The 20,173-nt window shown below is 55.6% G+C and carries 15 protein-coding genes and 1 rRNA gene; 12 read left to right on the forward strand and 4 right to left on the reverse strand.

Going from position 1 to position 20,173, the window contains the following annotated elements; genetic code table 11:
- The first annotated feature begins 46 nt into the window (after positions 1–46).
- From WFN61_RS16855 to WFN61_RS16880, 6 genes are all read left to right on the forward strand, one after another.
- Positions 47–289: a YhdT family protein gene (locus WFN61_RS16855; RefSeq protein ID WP_312176496.1), complete on the forward strand. Its 243-nt coding sequence runs from the start codon at positions 47–49 to the stop codon at positions 287–289.
- Complete coding sequence (gene panF / locus WFN61_RS16860) at positions 279–1,730, forward strand: sodium/pantothenate symporter (RefSeq protein ID WP_337038974.1); 1,452 nt, start codon at positions 279–281, stop codon at positions 1,728–1,730. Before WFN61_RS16855 ends, panF begins: the two co-directional genes overlap by 11 nt.
- 11 nt (positions 1,731–1,741) lie before the next feature.
- Positions 1,742–2,623 carry a 50S ribosomal protein L11 methyltransferase gene (gene prmA, locus WFN61_RS16865; RefSeq protein WP_337038970.1) on the forward strand — a complete coding sequence of 294 codons (882 nt, stop codon included), beginning with the start codon at positions 1,742–1,744 and terminating at the stop codon, positions 2,621–2,623.
- Between the two features lie 360 nt (positions 2,624–2,983).
- Positions 2,984–3,952, forward strand: a complete 969-nt coding sequence (dusB, locus tag WFN61_RS16870; RefSeq protein ID WP_042389979.1) for a tRNA dihydrouridine synthase DusB — start codon at positions 2,984–2,986, stop codon at positions 3,950–3,952.
- A 21-nt stretch (positions 3,953–3,973) separates the two neighbouring features.
- Positions 3,974–4,270, forward strand: coding sequence for a DNA-binding transcriptional regulator Fis (gene fis / locus WFN61_RS16875; RefSeq protein ID WP_000462905.1), 297 nt, complete (start codon positions 3,974–3,976; stop codon positions 4,268–4,270).
- Between the two features lie 238 nt (positions 4,271–4,508).
- Positions 4,509–6,569 (forward strand): putative bifunctional diguanylate cyclase/phosphodiesterase, encoded by a 2,061-nt coding sequence (locus tag WFN61_RS16880; RefSeq protein ID WP_144817426.1) that lies wholly within the window; start codon positions 4,509–4,511, stop codon positions 6,567–6,569.
- Between the two features lie 54 nt (positions 6,570–6,623).
- On the opposite strand, the gene WFN61_RS16885 is transcribed toward WFN61_RS16880, so the two are convergent.
- From WFN61_RS16885 to WFN61_RS16895, 3 genes are all read right to left on the reverse strand, one after another.
- Positions 6,624–9,743 (reverse strand): efflux RND transporter permease subunit, encoded by a 3,120-nt coding sequence (locus WFN61_RS16885; protein ID WP_144817425.1) that lies wholly within the window; start codon positions 9,741–9,743, stop codon positions 6,624–6,626.
- Between the two features lie 26 nt (positions 9,744–9,769).
- Complete coding sequence (locus tag WFN61_RS16890) at positions 9,770–10,930, reverse strand: efflux RND transporter periplasmic adaptor subunit (protein ID WP_144817424.1); 1,161 nt, start codon at positions 10,928–10,930, stop codon at positions 9,770–9,772.
- Positions 10,931–11,060: 130 nt separating this feature from the next.
- Positions 11,061–14,183 carry an efflux RND transporter permease subunit gene (locus tag WFN61_RS16895; protein WP_337038971.1) on the reverse strand — a complete coding sequence of 1,041 codons (3,123 nt, stop codon included), beginning with the start codon at positions 14,181–14,183 and terminating at the stop codon, positions 11,061–11,063.
- A gap of 240 nt (positions 14,184–14,423) precedes the next feature.
- Between WFN61_RS16895 and WFN61_RS16900 the strand changes: the two genes are divergently transcribed.
- The 6 genes from WFN61_RS16900 (at position 14,424) to WFN61_RS16925 (ending at position 19,926) form a co-directional block, all read left to right on the forward strand.
- Entirely contained in the window at positions 14,424–15,068 is a 645-nt protein-coding gene (locus WFN61_RS16900; protein WP_257758875.1) for a TetR family transcriptional regulator, read from the forward strand.
- Between the two features lie 162 nt (positions 15,069–15,230).
- Positions 15,231–15,452, forward strand: a complete 222-nt coding sequence (locus tag WFN61_RS16905) for a hypothetical protein (protein ID WP_144817421.1) — start codon at positions 15,231–15,233, stop codon at positions 15,450–15,452.
- Between the two features lie 301 nt (positions 15,453–15,753).
- Positions 15,754–16,779: an amino acid ABC transporter substrate-binding protein gene (locus WFN61_RS16910; protein WP_042389966.1), complete on the forward strand. Its 1,026-nt coding sequence runs from the start codon at positions 15,754–15,756 to the stop codon at positions 16,777–16,779.
- Positions 16,780–16,864: 85 nt separating this feature from the next.
- Entirely contained in the window at positions 16,865–18,046 is a 1,182-nt protein-coding gene (locus WFN61_RS16915; protein ID WP_144817420.1) for an amino acid ABC transporter permease, read from the forward strand.
- A 9-nt stretch (positions 18,047–18,055) separates the two neighbouring features.
- Positions 18,056–19,159 (forward strand): amino acid ABC transporter permease, encoded by a 1,104-nt coding sequence (locus WFN61_RS16920; protein WP_257758872.1) that lies wholly within the window; start codon positions 18,056–18,058, stop codon positions 19,157–19,159.
- An 8-nt stretch (positions 19,160–19,167) separates the two neighbouring features.
- Positions 19,168–19,926 carry an amino acid ABC transporter ATP-binding protein gene (locus tag WFN61_RS16925; RefSeq protein ID WP_144817418.1) on the forward strand — a complete coding sequence of 253 codons (759 nt, stop codon included), beginning with the start codon at positions 19,168–19,170 and terminating at the stop codon, positions 19,924–19,926.
- A 142-nt stretch (positions 19,927–20,068) separates the two neighbouring features.
- Here WFN61_RS16925 and rrf read toward each other — a convergent pair.
- Positions 20,069–20,173, reverse strand: a 5S ribosomal RNA gene (gene rrf, locus WFN61_RS16930); the annotation flags it as partial.

Here is a 20,173-nt window from a genome sequence, read left to right on the forward strand (position 1 = left end):
TTCCCTGGGGTACAATCCCCGCTTTGCTGGTTTATGAGGAACGATAATGGATCAACGTTTCGTTCAGGCACACAAAGAGGCCCGCTGGGCGCTGTGGCTTACCCTTTTCTATCTGGCTGCATGGTTAGCGGGTGCTTACTTACCTGGCCCGGAGATTGGCTTTACCGGTCTGCCGCACTGGTTTGAGATGGCCTGCCTGCTGATCCCGCTGCTGTTTATTCTGTTGTGTTGGGCAATGGTGAAGTTTATCTATCGCGACATCCCGCTGGAGGATGATGATGCAGCTTGAAGTGATCCTGCCTCTGGTTGCCTACCTGCTGGTGGTGTTTGGCCTGTCGGTCTATGCCATGCGCCAGCGCAAAACGGGAACGTTTCTAAACGAATACTTTCTCGGCGGCCGCTCGATGGGCGGCGTGGTGCTGGCGATGACCCTGACCGCCACCTATATTAGCGCCAGCTCGTTTATTGGCGGCCCAGGCGCAGCGTATAAATATGGCCTCGGCTGGGTGCTGCTGGCGATGATCCAGCTGCCTGCGGTCTGGCTGTCGCTGGGTATTCTGGGCAAGAAATTTGCCATTCTGGCGCGGCGCTATAACGCGGTGACCCTTAACGACATGCTGTTTGGCCGCTACCGGAGCCGTCTGCTGGTGTGGCTGGCAAGCATTAGCCTGCTGGTGGCTTTTATCGGCGCTATGGCGGTGCAGTTCATCGGTGGCGCACGGCTGCTGGAGTCGGCGGCGGGGATCCCCTACGAAACCGGCCTGCTGATCTTTGGTATTAGCATCGCGCTGTATACGGCTTACGGTGGCTTTCGCGCCAGCGTGCTTAATGACGCCATGCAGGGCATGGTGATGCTCATCGGCACCATCGTGCTGCTGATTGGCGTGGTGCATGCAGCAGGCGGCCTCGGTAACGCCGTAGAGACCCTACGCCATATCGATCCGCAGCTGGTGACGCCTCAGGGCGCTAACGATATCCTCTCCCCGACCTTTATGACCTCGTTCTGGGTGCTGGTCTGTTTCGGCGTGATCGGCCTGCCGCATACCGCCGTGCGCTGCATCTCCTATAAGGACAGCAAGGCGGTGCACCGGGGGATGATTATCGGCACCGTGGTGGTCGCGATCCTGATGTTCGGGATGCATCTTGCGGGCGCGCTGGGACGGGCGGTGATCCCTGACCTGACGGTACCGGATCTGGTGATCCCGACCCTGATGGTCAAAGTGCTGCCGCCTTTTGCTGCCGGGATCTTCCTCGCTGCGCCGATGGCGGCGATCATGTCGACGATCAACGCGCAGCTGCTGCAAAGTTCCGCTACGATCATCAAAGATCTCTACCTGAACCTGCGCCCGGATCAGATCCACAACGAACGCCGCCTGAAACGGATGTCGTCGGCGATCACGCTGATCCTCGGGGCGCTGCTGCTGCTGGCAGCCTGGCGTCCGCCGGAGATGATCATCTGGCTAAACCTGCTGGCTTTTGGCGGACTGGAAGCGGTATTTCTCTGGCCGCTGGTGCTGGGACTGTACTGGGAGCGAGCCAATGCTGCCGGCGCGCTGAGCGCGATGATTGTCGGCGGCGTGCTGTACGCCCTGTTAGCGACCTTTAATATTCAGTACTTCGGGTTCCACCCGATTGTACCGTCGCTGCTGTTAAGTTTGCTGGCGTTTGTAGTGGGGAACCGCTTCGGTCACCCGACTCCGGAAGCCAACGCTATTTCAATTGATAAATAAAGAGTTTTGCCATGCCGTGGATCCAACTAAAACTGAATACGACCGGTGCCAATGCGGAAGAGCTGAGCGATGCCCTGCTGGAAGCCGGTGCGGTCTCCATTACTTTCCAGGATACGCACGATACGCCGGTGTTTGAGCCGCTGCCGGGCGAGACCCGCCTGTGGGGCGATACGGATGTCATCGGCCTGTTTGACGCCGAAACCGATATGAAAGAGGTGGTGGCTATCCTTGAGGGACATCCTCTGCTGGGGAGTGGCTTTACGCACAAGATCGAGCAGCTGGAAGACAAGGACTGGGAGCGCGAGTGGATGGAGAACTTCCACCCGATGCGCTTTGGCGAGCGCCTGTGGATCTGCCCGAGCTGGCGCGAGGTGCCGGATGCTAATGCGGTTAACGTGATGCTCGACCCAGGCCTGGCGTTTGGTACCGGCACGCACCCAACCACTTCGCTGTGCCTGCAGTGGCTGGACGGCCTCGATCTGGTGGGCAAGACGGTGATCGACTTTGGCTGCGGCTCCGGCATTCTGGCCATTGCTGCCCTGAAGCTGGGCGCGGCAAAGGCCATTGGTATTGATATCGATCCGCAGGCCATTCAGGCCAGCCGTGACAACGCCGAACGCAACGGCGTCTCCGAGCGCCTGGAGCTGTATCTGCCCCAGGACCAGCCTGCCGAGATGCAGGCCGACGTGGTGGTCGCCAACATTCTCGCCGGTCCGCTGCGCGAGCTGGCCCCGCTGATTAGCGTTCTGCCGGTGAGCGGTGGCCTGTTAGGGCTGTCGGGCATTTTGGCCAGCCAGGCCGAGAGCGTGTGCGAAGCCTATGCCGATCGCTTCACGCTCGACCCGGTGGTCGAAAAAGAAGAGTGGTGTCGCATTACCGGTCAAAAACGGTAATCTCCCCAGCGTGGCCTACGGGCCACGTTTCTGTTTGTAAATTCGCCAAAATGATAAGCAGAAATGAGAGCACGATCGCATTCGAAAGTGCTCTTTTGCTTATAAAAACAGCGTATTATCCCGTCAGCGCCGTCGCAGATGCAATAAAAACGGATAACTTTCAGGAAAATATTAGCGGTTAAAAAAAATGCGATTTACGTTAAAATCATGATTAATAATGATATTTATTTCTTGCGCTCATCATTGCTTACGATTCATTGATCTACAACCGGGTATTGTTCAAAGTTTGGCCTTTCATCTCATGAAAAAAATGCGTAATATACGCCGCCTTGCAGTCACAGTATGGTCATTTCTTAACTCATGCGAATCGGACACCACCAGCTCAGAAATCGCCTGATTGCAGCACCGATGGCAGGCATCACCGACAGGCCATTCAGGACGCTGTGCTACGAGATGGGAGCGGGTTTAACCGTATCCGAGATGATGTCCTCTAACCCAGAGGTATGGGCGAGCGACAAATCACGTTTACGGATGGTGCACGTTGATGAGCCAGGGATCCGCACGGTGCAAATTGCCGGTAGCGTTCCTGAAGAGATGGCGGAAGCCGCGCGTATCAACGTGGAAAGCGGTGCCCAAATTATTGATATTAATATGGGTTGCCCGGCTAAAAAGGTGAATCGCAAGCTAGCAGGTTCAGCCCTGTTACAGCACCCCGATCTGGTGAAGTCGATCCTGACGGCGGTGGTGGCAGCGGTGGAGGTTCCCGTTACGCTGAAGATTCGCACCGGCTGGTCGCCGGAGCACCGTAACTGTGTAGAAATTGCCCAACTGGCTGAAGACTGTGGTATCCAGGCTCTGACCATTCATGGACGCACCCGCGCCTGTTTGTTCAACGGAGACGCGGAATACGACAGCATTCGGGCAGTTAAGCAGAAGGTTTCCATTCCGGTTATCGCGAATGGTGACATTACTGACCCGCTTAAAGCCAGAGCCGTGCTCGACTATACAGGGGCTGATGCTCTGATGATAGGTCGCGCGGCTCAGGGAAGACCCTGGATCTTTCGGGAAATCCAGCACTATCTGGACTCTGGGGAGCTGCTGCCCCCCCTGCCTCTGGCAGAGGTTAAGCGCTTACTTTGCGCACACGTTCGGGAACTGCACGACTTTTACGGTCAGGCAAAAGGGTACCGAATTGCGCGTAAACACGTCTCCTGGTATCTCCAGGAGCACGCTCCAGATGACCAGTTTCGGCGCACATTCAACGCCATTGAGGATGCCAGCGTACAGCTGGAGGCGTTGGAGGCATACTTCGAAAATTTTGCGTATTAGAAATAAAGAGCTGACAGAACTATGTTCGAACAACGCGTAAATTCTGACGTACTGACCGTTTCTACCGTTAACTCTCAGGACCAGGTAACCCAAAAACCCCTGCGTGATTCCGTGAAACAGGCACTGAAGAACTATTTTGCTCAACTGAACGGTCAGGATGTGAATGACCTGTATGAGCTGGTACTGGCTGAAGTTGAACAGCCCCTGTTGGACATGGTGATGCAATACACCCGCGGTAACCAGACCCGTGCTGCTCTGATGATGGGCATCAACCGTGGTACCCTGCGTAAGAAACTGAAAAAATACGGCATGAACTGATACTAATCAGTTAAGTGTTTGTTTAAAAAGGCGCTACTCGGCATGGGGATGCGCCTTTTTTGTTGCTGGTCTACCTGTTTTTTTTATCTGTACGAATTAACCTCTATTCCTCCTCAAAAACAGGGGTTTAAATCCCTTCCTCCGCTCTGAATTGGGTGCTAATGTCACTGCCCTTTATGCCCACGGGCATGAAGTTATAGCGATCAATAACCGTTATTGTGAATGAGTTGGTGGCATCATGCAGGTTAGCCAGTACGACCAGATCCTCGTCGTCATTTCTTTTATCGTTGCCATCATGGCAGCCTACACCGCCCTGAATATGGCAGGCCGGGTTTCGACCAATCCTGGCAAGGCCGGCTGGCTCTGGCTGGCCGGCGGCGGTCTTGCGCTGGGTATCGGCATCTGGGCCATGCATTTTATCGGCATGCTGGCGATGGAGCTGACCATGAGCATGAGCTACGATCGGCTGCTCACCGGCCTGTCGATGCTGATTGCCGTCGGCTCGTCCCTGTTTGCCCTATGGCTGGTCAGCACACCTCAGCTGCGCCTGCGCCGCCTGCTGCCCGGCTCGCTGGTGATGGGCGGCGGCATTGCCGGTATGCACTACACCGGTATGGCGGCGTTAGAGGTATCACCGCCTATCGTGTGGGATATGCGCTGGGTGGCGCTCTCGCTGCTGATTGCCCTGGGTGCGTCGCTGGCTGCGCTGTGGCTCACCTTCCGCCTGCGCCACGAGGCTGCGTTGGTGGCACAAATGCGCGCGGGAGCGGCTGTTCTGATGGGCATTGCCATTGCGGGTATGCACTATACCGGCATGATGGCAGCCCAGTTTCCGATGCAGCACTCAATCATGCATCATGGCGTAGACGGGAACTGGCTGGCGCTGCTGGTCAGCGTGGTGGCGCTCTCGATTCTGGGTATTACCCTGGTGGTCTCTATGCTGGATGCGCGTCTGCAGGCGCGCACCTCGCTGCTGGCGTCGTCGCTGGCGGAAGCCAACCGCGAGCTGGCCCAGCTGGCGCTGCACGATCCCCTCACCCGCCTACCTAACCGCGTGCTGCTGGAAGATCGGCTCGATCAGGCGATCAATAAAGCGCGTCGTGAAGGCTCGTTTTTTGCCCTGATGTTTATGGATCTTGACGGGTTTAAAACCGTCAACGACGCCTACGGTCATGACGTTGGCGATCGGCTGCTGATCGCCGTGACCGAGCGCCTGCTCCAGCCGCTGAAGGGCCAGTATACGCTGGCACGCATCGGCGGTGACGAGTTTGTCCTGCTGGCGGAGGTGAACGCCCCGGATGAGGCAGCTACCCTGGCGGATGCGCTGGTACGCACCATCGACCAGCCCTTTACCCTCGACCGTTACGATCTGGTGGTGACGCTAAGCGTCGGTATTGCCCTCTATCCTCACGACGGCAAGAACGAACGCGAGCTGATGTTTAATGCCGATGCAGCGATGTATCACACCAAGCATATGGGGCGTAACGGCTACCACTTCTTCCAGCCTTCGATGAATACCCTGGCGCAGACCCAGCTTCTGCTGATGAGCGACCTGTGGTTAGCGCTAGAGCGCAACGAGCTACGCCTTTTTTATCAGCCCAAGTTTCAGGCACCCGCTGGGCCAATCGTTGGCTTTGAAGCGCTGCTGCGCTGGCAGCACGGCGTTCACGGCCTGTTGACGCCGGACCGGTTTTTGCCACTGGCAGAAAAAACAGGCCTGATTATTCCCATTGGCAACTGGGTGATAGACGAGGCCTGCCGCCAGCTGAGCGAGTGGCGTCAGCAGGGGCATACGCACTGGACGGTGGCCGTTAACCTCTCGACTCTGCAATTTGAGCAGACGGGGCTGGTCGATCACGTGATGGCGTGTCTGGCGCGGTATCAGGTTCCGCCCGAGAGCCTGATCCTTGAAGTGACCGAAACCACCGCTATGACTAACCCGGATGAGAGCGTGCGCGTCTTGACCCGGCTCACCGACGCCGGGGTTAAGGCCTCAATTGATGATTTTGGTACCGGCTACTCCAGCCTGCTCTATCTGAAACGTCTGCCAGCCTGCGAGCTGAAGATTGATCGGGCGTTTGTTAAGGAGTTGAGCCGTGAAGGCGACGATGCCACTATCGTTTCCGCTATCGTGGCGTTGGCCAAGACGCTGAACCTTAAAGTGGTAGCGGAAGGCGTGGAGACGCAGGCCCAGCAGGCGTTTCTGACCGAGCTGGGCTGCAATACGCTGCAGGGCTATCTGCTGGGTAAACCTATCTCGGCCCAGGAGGCAACCCAGCTGGGAACCGAGACGAGATAAGAGTAACGCCGGGTGGCGCTCTGCTTACCCGGCCTACGACTCACTACGAACAACCTATTTCACTTCGGTTTTTTTAGTAAAGAACTGCCGTACCACGACAAAAAACACCGGTACGAAGAAGATCGCCAGCAGCGTCGCAGAGAGCATGCCGCCCAGTACCCCGGTTCCCACCGCGTTTTGTGCGCCGCTGCCTGCGCCGGAGCTGATCACCAGCGGCATGACGCCGAGGATAAAGGCCAGAGAGGTCATCAGGATCGGACGCAGGCGCATGCGAACCGCCTCAAGCGTCGCCTCCACCAGCCCTTTGCCCTCTTTATCCATCAGATCTTTGGCAAACTCAACGATCAGAATGGCATTCTTTGCCGATAGCCCGATGGTCGTTAACAGGCCAACCTGGAAGTAGACGTCGTTGTTCATTCCCCGCGCAAAGGCCGCCAGCAGCGCGCCTATCACCCCTAAAGGCACCACCAGCATAACCGAGAACGGAATCGACCAGCTCTCATACAGCGCCGCCAGGCAGAGGAAGACCACGATCAGCGAAATAGCGTACAGCGCCGGTGCCTGATTACCGGAGAGGCGCTCCTGGTAAGACATTCCCGTCCAGTCATAGCCGATACCGGATGGCAGTCCCGAGGCCAGCTTCTCCATGAGCTGCATCGCATCGCCAGTACTCTTACCCGGTGCAGCCTCGCCCAGAAGCTCCATCGATGGCAGGCCGTTATAGCGCTCCAGACGCGGCGAGCCATAGACCCAGTGCGAGGTAGTAAAGGCCGAGAATGGCGTCATCTCGCCGTTGCTGCTGCGAACGTAGAGATTATTTACGTCCGTAGGCAGCATGCGGTACTGGGCGTCCGCCTGCACGTAAACTTTTTTTACCCGCCCATGATCGATAAAGTCATTTACATAGGTGCCACCCAGGGCGGTAGAGATGGTTTGGTTAATCTCCGAGAGATCGATCCCCAGTGCCTGGGCCTTTTCGATATCCACCTCCAGCTTAAACTGCGGGGTATCCTCAAGGCCGTTGGGCCGCACGCGCACGACCTGGTCCGGATACTTCTGTACCTCTGCCAGCAGCTTATTGCGTGCGCTGGTCAGCGCCTCATGCCCGAGGTTACCCTGGTCAATGAGCTCAAAGTCAAAGCCCGTGGCCGTGCCCAGCTCGATAATCGCCGGGAGGTTAAACGGAAAGACCAGACCGTCGCTGATTTTGCTGAAGGCTTTGGTGGCACGCTCTACGATACCGCCGACGCCGTTCTCTTTACCAGGGCGCTGCTCCCATGGCTTAAGGCTGATAAAGGCCATCCCGGAGTTCTGCCCCTGACCACTGAAGCTGTAGCCATTGACGGTCAGGACGGAGTCAACGTTCGCCTTCTCACTGTTAAGGTAGTAATCAGTGACCTTATCCAACACCTTCTGCGTGCGTGCCTGGGTTGCCCCGGCAGGCAGCTGCACCATGGTCATAAAGACACCCTGATCTTCATCAGGCAGAAATGAGGTGGGCAGGCGTAAAAACAGCACCGCCATACCACCGACAATCAGCACGTAGATCAGCAGGTAGCGTCCTGTGCCGTTGATGATGCGGGCAACGCTTTCCGTGTAGTGATGCGTGCTACGATCGAACAGTCGGTTAAACCAGCCAAAAAAGCCTTTTTTCTCCCCGTGCGTATCGGGGTCCACCGGCTTTAACAGCGTGGCGCAGAGGGCCGGGGTAAGGATAAGCGCCACCAGCACCGAAAGCGCCATCGCCGAGACAATGGTAATCGAGAACTGACGATAGATCGCACCGGTAGAGCCGCCAAAGAAGGCCATTGGGATAAAGACCGCCGAGAGCACCATGGCGATCCCCACTAGCGCGCCCTGGATCTGCGACATCGACTTCTCCGTCGCCTCTTTCGGCGGGAGATGATCCTCCGCCATCACACGCTCGACGTTTTCTACCACCACAATGGCATCGTCCACCAGCAGGCCTATCGCCAGCACCATACCGAACATGGTGAGCGTATTGATGGAGTAGCCAAACGCCGAGAGGATCGCAAAGGTCCCGAGCAGAACAACCGGCACGGCGATGGTGGGGATCAGCGTGGCGCGAATATTCTGCAGGAACAGGTACATCACCAGGAAGACCAGGATAATGGCCTCAAACAGGGTTTTTACTACCTCATGGATAGAGATCTTCACAAAGGGCGTGGTGTCATAGGGGTAGACCACTTTCATACCCTGAGGGAAGAACGGCTGCAGCTCGTTGAGCTTGGCTTTGATGGCGGTAGCGGTATCCAGCGCATTGGCGCCGGTTGCCAGCTTGATGCCGATCGCCGCCGCATCCTGACCGTTAATTTTTGTGACCGTGTTGTAGTTCTCTCCCCCCAGTTCAATGCGAGCCACGTCTTTCAGCCGCACCTGCGAGCCATCGCCGTTGACCCTCAGCGTGATGTTGCCAAACTCCTCCGGATCCTTCAGTCGGGTTTGGGCAATGATTGACGCATTAAGCTGCTGGTTAGGGATTGATGGCGTACCGCCGAGCTGGCCAGCGGCAATCTGATCGTTTTGCACCTTGATCTGATTAACCACGTCCACTGGCGTCAGACTGTATTTATTGAGCAGATCGGCGTTTAGCCAGATACGCATTGCATACTGGGCACCGAACAGCTGCACGTCGCCGACGCCGTTGGTACGGCTAATGGCATCTTTAACGTTAGAGGCCACGTAATCGGATATATCGTCCTGATTGAGGCTCTTGTTCTCAGAGGTGAAGCCCACCACCATTAAAAAGCTGCTGCTGGACTTCTCAACGCTGATCCCCTGCTGCTGAACCTCCTGCGGCAGCAGCGGCATCGCCAGCTGCAGTTTGTTCTGCACCTGAACCTGAGCAATGTCCGGATCCGTACCTGATTTGAAAGTAAGCGTAACCGTGACGCTTCCCGCCGAGTCGCTGGTGGATGACATGTACATCAGGTTATCGATGCCGTTCATGTTCTGCTCAATAACCTGCGTGACGGTATCCTGCACCGTTTGGGCATCCGCTCCCGGATAGGTAGCGCTAATGGCGATCGCCGGCGGCGCTATGGTCGGGTATTGCGCGATGGGCAGCTGTAAGATTGCCAGCGCCCCGGCAATCATCAAAATAATTGCCAGCACCCAGGCAAAAATCGGACGATCGATAAAAAACTTAGCCATCTTTTGCTCTCATTGGGTTTATACAATTAACGCGCAGCGGCGGTTTGGCTCGCCGTACTCGGGGCGATAGTCACCGTTGCTCCAGGACGAGCCCGCTGCAATCCGCTGACGATGACTTTTTCACCCTCCTTCAGACCGTCCGTAATGAGCCACTTATCGCCAATAGCCTGCGACGCGACGACGTTGCGTGGTTCAACCTGATTTTTAGCGTTGACCAGCAGCACGGTGGCATCGCCGCGGGCGTTGCGGGTGACGCCCTGCTGCGGCACAAGAATGGCAGTAGGTTGCACGCCCTCGTCGATGCGCGCCCGGACGAACATGCCTGGCAGCAGAGTGTGTTGTGGATTAGGGAATACTGCGCGGATGGTGATAGACCCCGTACTTTCATCGACGGTGACGTCTGAGAACTGCAGCGTACCTTTTAGCGGATAGCGCTGGCCGTTTTCAGTTAACAGCTCAACCTCCGTTGTACCGCTATTTTTTTGCAGATTGCCCTGCTCGACGGCCTGCTTCAGGCGCATAAAATCATTGCTCGACTGGGTCACGTCGACATAGACGGGATCCAGCTGCTGCACGGTTGCCAACGCGGTGCTCTGGCCATTGGTTACCAACGCCCCTTCGGTCACCGTTGATTTGCCAATGCGGCCGTTAATCGGCGACCGAACCTGGGTATAGGCAAGGTTAATTCTTGCTGTTTCAACGGCAGCCTTCGCAGCCTGTACCGTGGCATCAGCCTGCTGAGCATCGGCAATGGCCGTGTCATACTCTTGCTGGCTGATATACTGCGTGCCGACGAGCGGCAGGTAGCGCTTAACGGTAAGGTGGGCAATTTTCGCCGCGGCCTGGGCCTTTGCCAGCTCGCCCTGAGCGCTGGCATAGTCGGCCTGATAGGTCGCAGGATCGATCTGGTACAGCGACTGGCCTGCGGTAATATCCGCCCCTTCCACGAAATTACGCCGTAAAATAATACCGCTCACCTGAGGCCGCACTTCAGCAATACGAAACGCTTCGGTTCTGCCGGGGAGTTCCGTGGTGACTGCCAGCGGGGCAGCTTTTACCTGATAAACACTGACCTCCGGCGCAGCGGCTTTTTTCGCGCCGTCGCCGTTATCATTACAGCCACTGAGTAGACCCGCCGACATTAATACTAATGACGACAGGCGGAAATATTCACCAAATTTATTCATTGCAGTTCCTCAAAAACACAACGCACGGCGCTAACCGCAAAAATCCACGATAAAAAATAATTCATACCAATAAATGAAATTATTTAATCAGCCCAATGAATAATTAATGACTCATCGGAAAGAGAAATAGTTATTGCTGCTGTACACGTGCGGAGCTCGAACGTGTTAAACGCCGACAGACGACGACAAAAAATACCGGCACAAAGAATATTGCCAATAGAGTCGCCGCAATCATTCCACCCATTACGCCCGTGCCGACCGCATTTTGTGCCCCGCTGCCTGCCCCAGTACTAAGCACTAGCGGCATAACGCCTAAAATAAAGGCCAGGGAGGTCATCAGAATGGGACGCAGGCGCATTCTGACCGCTTCAAGCGTGGCTTCAATAAGGCTTTTGTGCTCTTTATCCATCAGGTCCTTGGCAAACTCGACAATCAGAATGGCATTTTTTGCCGATAGCCCAATGGTGGTGAGCAGGCCTACCTGAAAATAGACGTCGTTACTCAGACCGCGCAGGCTCGCCGCCAGCAGCGCCCCCACGACGCCCAGCGGTACAACCAGCATGACCGAGAAGGGAATCGACCAGCTCTCATACAGGGCAGCGAGGCAGAGAAAAACGACCACCAGCGAAATAGCGTACAGCGCTGGAGCCTGGTTACCTGACAGCCGCTCCTGATAGGACATGCCGGTCCAGTCAAAACCCACGCCAGCCGGGAGCTGCGACGCCAGGGTCTCCATGAGCTTCATCGCTTCACCACTGCTTTTGCCCGGCGCGGCCTCACCGAGGATCTCCATAGAAGGCAGGCCGTTATAGCGTTCCAGCCGAGGTGAACCCTGGATCCAACGGGCGCTGGAGAAGCTAGAGAACGGCACCATACCGCCGGCCTGGTTGCGAACGTACCATGTGTTAATGTCATCCGGCATCATGCGATAGGGGGCATCGGCCTGGGCATAAACCTTTTTTACGCGTCCGTTATCAATAAAGTCGTTAACGTAGGTGCTGCCCAACGCGGTGGCGATGGTGTTATTAATATCGCTCAGCGAGACGCCCAGTGCCTGGGCTTTCTCTTGATCGACATTAAGCTTGAACTGGGGCATATCTTCCAGGCCATTAGGCCGCGTTCTGACCAGCATGTCCGGATGCTGCGCCGCCTGCATCAGCAGCTGGTTACGCGCGGCAGTCAACGCCGTATGGCCCAGCCCCGCCTGATCGATCAGCTCAAAGTCGAACCCGGTGGCGGTGCCCAGTTCAGTAATGGCTGGCAGGTTAAAGGCGAAAACCATCCCATCCTTGATGCGGCTAAAGGCTTTCGTGGCCCGGCTGACGATAGCGGCAACGCGATCTTCTTTCGCTTCACGCTGGGCCCACGGCGTCAGGCGTACAAAGGCCAGACCGTTGTTCTGCCCTTTACCGTTCAGACCAAAGCCAGTTACGGTAAAAACAGAATCGACGTTGTTTTTCTCATGTGTCAGATAGTAATCCGTTACCTCGCGCATGATCTTTTCCGTTCGCGCCTGCGTCGCGCCGGCAGGCAGCGTGACCATCGTCAGAAACACGCCCTGATCCTCTTCGGGTAAAAACGAGGTCGGCAGCCGCAGGAATAGCACCACCATTCCCATCACGATCACAACATAAACAATGATATAGCGTCCCGTGCAGTGGAGCAGCTTCTGCACGCTGCCGGTATAGTGCTGAGTGCTCTGCTCAAACAGGCGATTGAAGCGGCTAAACAGCCGATGGGTCTTATCGTGCTGCACCGGCTTAAGCAGTGTTGCACACAGGGCGGGCGTCAGGATCAGGGCGACCAGCACCGAGAGCGCCATCGCCGAGACAATTGTGATAGAGAACTGCCGGTAGATGACCCCGGTCGATCCGCCAAAAAAGGCCATGGGAATAAAGACCGCAGAGAGCACCATCGCAATGCCTACCAGCGCCCCCTGGATCTGGCTCATTGACTTCTGCGTGGCCTCCTTTGGCGGCAGCCCTTCATCAGTCATCACGCGCTCGACGTTTTCGACGACGACAATGGCATCATCCACCAGCAGGCCGATGGCCAGTACCATGCCAAACATGGTGAGTGTATTGATGGAGTAGCCAAACGCCGCCAGCACCGCAAAGGTTCCCAGCAGCACCACCGGCACGGCGATGGTCGGGATGAGTGTCGCACGCAGGTTTTGCAGGAAGAGATACATCACCAGGAACACCAGCACAATTGCTTCAAATAACGTTTTAAATACTTCCCGGATGGAGATGTTGATAAATGGCGTCGTGTCGTAGCTGTAGACCAGCTTCAGGCCGTGCGGAAAATAGGATTGCAGGTGCGCCATCTGCTGCTTTACCGCATCGGCGGTAGAGAGCGCATTCGCCCCCGTCGCCAGCTTGATACCCAGCCCCGCCGAGGGTTTTCCATTATAGCGGGCCACGACGTTGTAGTTCTCACCGCCGCGTTCAATGCGGGCAACGTCGCGTAGCAGCACGCGCGAACCATCGGTCTGCACTTTTAGGGTAATGTTGCCAAACTCCTGCGGGGTACGCAGACGGGTCTGGGCGATAATTGAGGCGTTAAGCTGCTGCGTCACTGGTGAGGGGGTGCCCCCCAGCTGGCCGGCAGCAATCTGGCTGTTCTGCGCTTTAATTTCGTTAACCACGTCGAGAGTGGTCAGCTGATATTGGTTGAGCTTGCTGGGATCGAGCCAGATACGCATTGCATACTGCGCGCCAAACAGCTGGACATCACCGACCCCTTCCGTGCGGCTTACCGGGTCCTTGATATTGGAAGAGATGTAGTCGGCAATGTCGTCCTGCGACATGCTGCCATCATCTGAAATAAAGCCCATGACCAGCAGGAAGTTGCTGCTCGATTTTTTGACGTTGATGCCCTGCTGCTGGACCTCCTGCGGCAGCAGCGGCATGGCAAGCTGCAGCTTGTTCTGCACCTGAACCTGGGCGATATCGGGATCGGTCCCGGAATTAAAGGTTAAGGTGACCGTAACGCCGCCCGAGGAGTCGCTGGTCGAGGACATATACATCAGGTTATCGAGGCCGTTCATGTTCTGTTCGATCACCTGGGTGACCGTGTCCTGCACGGTCTGTGCATCCGCGCCGGGATAGGTAGCGTTAATGGCAATGGCGGGTGGCGCAATCGTAGGATACTGCGCAACAGGCAGCTTAATGACGGCCAGCGCACCTGCCAGCATCAAGATAATCGCCAGTACCCAGGCGAAAATCGGGCGATCGATAAAGAACTTTGCCATATAAACGTATTACCTTTTCTCTTTTATCACCGGATTTTATTACCGAATGGCGTCAGCATTCATTATCCAAATAAATACTTTATTTAATAACATTCATATAATGAATATTTATTAACGCATAGCGAAAATAGTGGCGCTATGTTGAATGAACAATAAAAAAATGCAAGGATAGATATTACGTTCCCGGGTATATTTTATTCAACAAATGTAAATCCCGCTTTTGGCCTGACGGTGACATCCATGGCGAAAAAGACAAAAGAAGAGGCAGCCAAAACACGGCAGCTATTAATTGACACGGCTATTTTAACATTCGCGCAGCAGGGCTTTTCCAATACAACGCTCGATGATATCGCCTGCGCAGCAAATATGACACGCGGTGCTATCTACTGGCATTTTACAAATAAAACAGAATTATTTAACGCTATCTGGCAGGAGCAACGGCCGCTAAGAGAGCGGTTAGATCGTAAAGCGCGGTTACATTTTAGCAACGATCCACAAGGGTTATTCCGCCATAGCTTAACAGAGGCGCTGCGTTTAATTGCAAAAAGCCCTTTCGAACAAGCGCTCGTAGAAATTCTTTACCATAAATGCGAATTTACACAAAATATGACGTCGGAAGCGGAAATACGTGAACGTCTGTTTTTTAATCCTGCAAACGTTGCTGAAATGTTAGAGAAATGCCAGCAGCAGGATCCGCAGTTTCTGAGCGGCAGCGTGGAAACAGCGCTGATTATCATTCAGGGGTACCTGAGCGGAATTGTTAAAAACTGGCTGATGCTGGGCAAATGCTTCGACCTTGCCACACTGGCTCCCCAGTTGGTGGAAGGTCTGCTGGTCATGCTACGCATGATGCCTGATGAGCGAAAAGTGAAGCTAAGCGCATAAGCCCGCAGCGCTCCAGCTCCATCTTTCTCCTTAATCTGCTATCCGGGGCCGTTTCTCTCCATCTTTTTTACATTAGACACGCTTTGTAAGAATAGAGGCATAAGTGCCAGCCGCGGCCAGTGGTACAATACCGCCATTCACATAAATGAGGTGAATGTGACCATGAAAAAATTCATTGCCGTTGCACTGTTATCTACCGTTCTTGCAGGCTGTGCCCACGACTCTCCGTGCGTACCAACCTATGACGATCAGGGCCGACTTGTGCATACCAATACCTGCATGAAAGGGACCACTCAGGATAACTGGGAAACCGCAGGGGCGGTTGCTGGCGGTGCTGCCGCGATTGCTGGCCTGACGCTGGGTATTGTGGCCTTAACCAAATAATCTGACTCAAGGCGTGGCTCCCCCCACGCCTTCTTTTTTGCTCCTGCCTGGTGCAATCCTCACGTAGCGAAACTATTTTGCTCTGTTTTGTGGCGTCGGTTAACTTTTCGCCCTATTTCAGTGCGCTTTCTCTCTTTTTTCCTGTCTACACTCTGCATATTGCGGGGAGAACGCCCCTTTTCCGCCTTCCGCAAACCTGGCACTACCTTTGCTTTAAAGAGTATGGCCAATGCCACAGACAGGTTTCAGGCGTCTCCCAGGCGCCTCTTTATAACAATAATTTCGCCACACAGGATGCATTATGAAAAAGATGACGATCGCCAGCCTGGCTGCCGCCGGTGCGCTGTTTGCCGTTGTAAACCAGGCGCATGCTGGCGCAACGCTGGATGCCGTAAAGAGTAAAGGCTTTGTGCAGTGCGGTATCAGCGATGGCCTGCCAGGTTTCTCCTATGCAGATGCCAACGGCAAGTTTACCGGGATTGATGTAGACGTGTGCCGTGGCGTCGCTGCTGCCGTTTTTGGCGATGATACTAAAGTGAAGTACACCCCGCTGACGGCCAAAGAGCGCTTCACCGCCCTGCAGTCCGGAGAAGTCGACGTCCTGTCGCGTAATACTACCTGGACCTCCTCTCGCGATGCGGGCATGGGCATGGCGTTCACCGGCGTGACCTACTACGACGGCATTGGCTTCCTGACCCACAATAAAGCGGGCCTGAAGAGTGCCAAAGAGCTGGACGGCGCTACCGTCTGTATCCAGGCCGGTACCGATACCGAGCTGAACGTGGCGGACTATTTCAAATCCAACAACATGAAGTATACCCCGGTCACTTTTGACCGCTCCGATGAGTCTGCCAAGGCGCTGGAGTCTGGCCGCTGCGATACCCTGGCTTCTGACCAGTCCCAGCTCTATGCGCTGCGCATCAAGCTGAGCACGCCGGGCGAGTGGATCGTTCTGCCGGAAGTGATCTCTAAAGAGCCGCTGGGCCCGGTGGTTCGCCGCGGCGACGAAGAGTGGTTCTCTATTGTTCGCTGGACCCTGTTCGCGATGCTGAACGCAGAAGAGATGGGCATCACCTCTAAAAACGTTGATGAGAAAGCGGCTAATCCAGCAACTCCAGATATGGCGCATCTGTTAGGCAAAGAGGGCGACTACGGTAAGGACCTGAAGCTTGATAACAAATGGGCCTACAACATTATCAAGAAAGTGGGTAACTACGCTGAAATCTTCGAGCGTAACGTGGGATCGGAAAGCCCGCTGAAGATTAAACGCGGCCAGAACAACCTCTGGAACAACGGCGGGATCCAGTACGCGCCGCCGGTGCGCTAAGCTACCGGCACGCTAAGGTAGAGTGCTGTAACGGGCACTGCGCAGGCAGTGCCCAGCCCAGAGTTAAGGTTACCGAGGTTTTCCTATGTCCCAACGCCGCCCAACCGTTAAAGGATCGTTCTCCCTTTCTAACCCCGCGGTTCGCGCCTGGCTGTTTCAGATCATCGCTATCGTGGCCGTTGTCAGCGTCGCGATCTATTTGATACACAACACCGTTACTAACCTGAGCAACCGAGGTATCACCTCCGGCTTTGCCTTTCTCGATCGCGGGGCCGGATTCGGTATCGTTCAGCATCTGATCGATTATGAGCAGGGTGATACCTATGGTCGCGTATTCCTGGTCGGCCTGCTCAATACGCTGCTGGTCTCTGCTCTTTGTATTGTTTTTGCCTCGTTTCTGGGGTTCTTCCTCGGCCTTGCACGCCTGTCTGAAAACTGGCTGCTGCGCAAGCTGTCGACGATCTATATCGAAACTTTCCGTAATATCCCGCCGCTGCTGCAGATCTTCTTCTGGTATTTTGCCGTGCTGCGCAACCTGCCGGGGCCGCGTCAGGCGGTAAGCGCTTTTGATCTGGCGTTCCTCAGCAACCGTGGGCTCTATATTCCGGCCCCCGCGCTTGGCGAAGGCATCGTTGGTTTCATCGTAGCGGTGCTGATTGCCGTCGCCATTACCGTGGGGCTATATCGCTTCAACCGAACGCATCAGATGAAAACCGGCCAGCTGCGGCGGACATGGCCAACCGCGCTCGGGTTGATTATTCTGCTGCCGCTGCTGTCTCATTGGCTGTTCGGCGCGGCACTACACTGGGATGTCCCCGAGCTGCGCGGCTTTAACTTCCGTGGCGGAATGGCGCTGATCCCGGAGCTGGCGGCGTTGACCCTGGCCCTGTCGGTTTATACCTCCGCATTTATTGCTGAAATCATTCGCTCGGGCATTCAGTCGGTGCCCTTTGGGCAGCATGAGGCCGCACGCTCGCTGGGTTTGCCTAACCCGGTAACACTGCGCCAGGTCATTATCCCACAGGCGATGCGGGTGATCATTCCACCGCTGACTAGCCAGTATCTCAACATTGTGAAGAACTCGTCGCTGGCAGCTGCAATAGGTTATCCCGATATGGTGTCATTGTTTGCCGGAACGGTGCTGAACCAAACCGGGCAGGCTATTGAGACGATTGCTATCACGATGTCGGTCTACCTGATTATTAGCCTGACGATCTCCCTGCTAATGAATATCTATAACCGCCGTATCGCTCTGGTCGAGCGCTAAGGATCCATGATGACAAAAGCACTTCTGTCTCACCCCGCGCGCCCGGCCCGTGCCGGTACTGGACGTTATCTCCAGTGGGCGCGAAAAAATCTGTTCTCCAGCTGGTCGAATAGCCTGCTGACGCTGGTCGCACTGTGGCTGATGTGGGAGCTCATTCCTCCCCTACTGAACTGGGCGCTATTCCAGGCTAACTGGGTTGGTACTACCCGTGCGGACTGCACCAGGGAGGGCGCCTGCTGGGTCTTCATTCATGAACGATTCGGCCAGTTTATGTATGGGCTCTATCCTCATGACGAGCGCTGGCGCATCAACACCGCGCTGGTGATTGGCCTGCTCTCGATTATACCGATGTTCTGGAATGCGCTGCCCAAACGTGGACGCTACATTGCCTGCTGGGCCGTGATCTATCCGCTGGTCGTGTGGGGGCTGATGTACGGGGGTTTTCTCGGGCTGGAGCGTGTCGAAACACGCCAGTGGGGCGGCCTGACGCTGACATTGATCATCGCTTCCGTGGGAATTGCTGGCGCGTTGCCGCTGGGGATCTTACTTGCCCTTGGCCGACGCTCAACCATGCCGGTAGTACGCATTCTGTCTGTGATTTTTATTGAATTCTGGCGAGGCGTACCGCTGATCACCGTGCTGTTTATGTCCTCGGTGATGCTGCCGCTGTTCATGTCGGAAGGGACCAGCATTGATAAGCTGGTGCGAGCGCTGGTAGGGGTGATTCTGTTCCAGTCGGCCTATGTGGCCGAGGTGGTACGAGGCGGGCTGCAGGCGCTGCCCAAAGGGCAGTATGAAGCCGCTGAATCACTGGCGCTGGGTTACTGGAAAACCCAGGGGCTGGTGATCCTGCCTCAGGCGCTGAAGATGGTGATTCCTGGTCTGGTAAACACCATCATCGCCCTCTTTAAGGATACGAGCCTGGTGATCATCATCGGCCTGTTCGATCTCTTTAGCAGCGTGCAGCAGGCGACGGTCGATCCCGAGTGGCTGGGGATGTCGACAGAGGGCTATGTTTTTGCCGCACTGGTCTACTGGATTTTCTGTTTTAGCATGTCGCGCTATAGCCAGCATCTGGAGAAGCGCTTTAACACCGGGCGTACACCGCACTGAGGATCACCATGAGTAATATGACTATGCAACCTGCCGACGCGATGATTACGCTCGAGAACGTAAATAAGTGGTACGGGCAGTTCCATGTACTGAAAGATATCAACCTGAACGTAAAACAGGGGGAGCGTATTGTACTTTGCGGCCCTTCCGGATCGGGTAAATCAACCACCATTCGCTGCATTAACCATCTGGAAGAGCATCAGCAGGGCCGTATCGTTGTGGATGGCATCGAACTGAATGAAGATATCCGCAATATTGAGAAAGTACGCCAGGAAGTGGGGATGGTGTTTCAACACTTTAATCTCTTTCCGCACCTGACGGTGTTGCAGAACTGCACTCTCGCGCCTATCTGGGTGCGTAAAATGCCGAAGAAAGAGGCCGAAGCGCTGGCGATGCACTATCTTGAGCGCGTGCGTATTGCCGAGCATGCACATAAGTTTCCCGGTCAGATCTCGGGCGGGCAGCAGCAGCGCGTTGCGATTGCCCGCTCACTCTGCATGAAACCTAAAATCATGCTGTTTGATGAGCCCACCTCTGCGCTGGACCCAGAGATGGTTAAGGAGGTGCTCGATACCATGATTGGTTTGGCGGAGTCGGGCATGACCATGCTGTGTGTGACGCACGAGATGGGTTTTGCCCGCACGGTTGCTGACCGCGTGATCTTTATGGATCGTGGGGAGATCGTCGAGCAGGCCGCGCCTGAAGAGTTCTTTGCCCATCCGAAATCAGAACGTACCCGCGCGTTTCTCTCGCAGGTTATTCATTAGGATCGTATTGCCGGGCGGCGCTACGCTTGCCCGGCCTACTGAGGCTTTCGGACCGCAGGACGGGCAAATGCAATGCCGCCCGGCGTTTAATACCATAACGCAAAAAGGCCATCCTTACGGATGGCCTTCTGCTTTATTTGATGCCTGGCAGTTCCCTACTCTCGCATGGGGAGACCCCACACTACCATCGGCGCTACGGCGTTTCACTTCTGAGTTCGGCATGGGGTCAGGTGGGACCACCGCGCTA

The organism is Pseudescherichia sp. AS216 (genome assembly GCF_037152055.1).
GTDB lineage: Bacteria > Pseudomonadota > Gammaproteobacteria > Enterobacterales > Enterobacteriaceae > Pseudescherichia.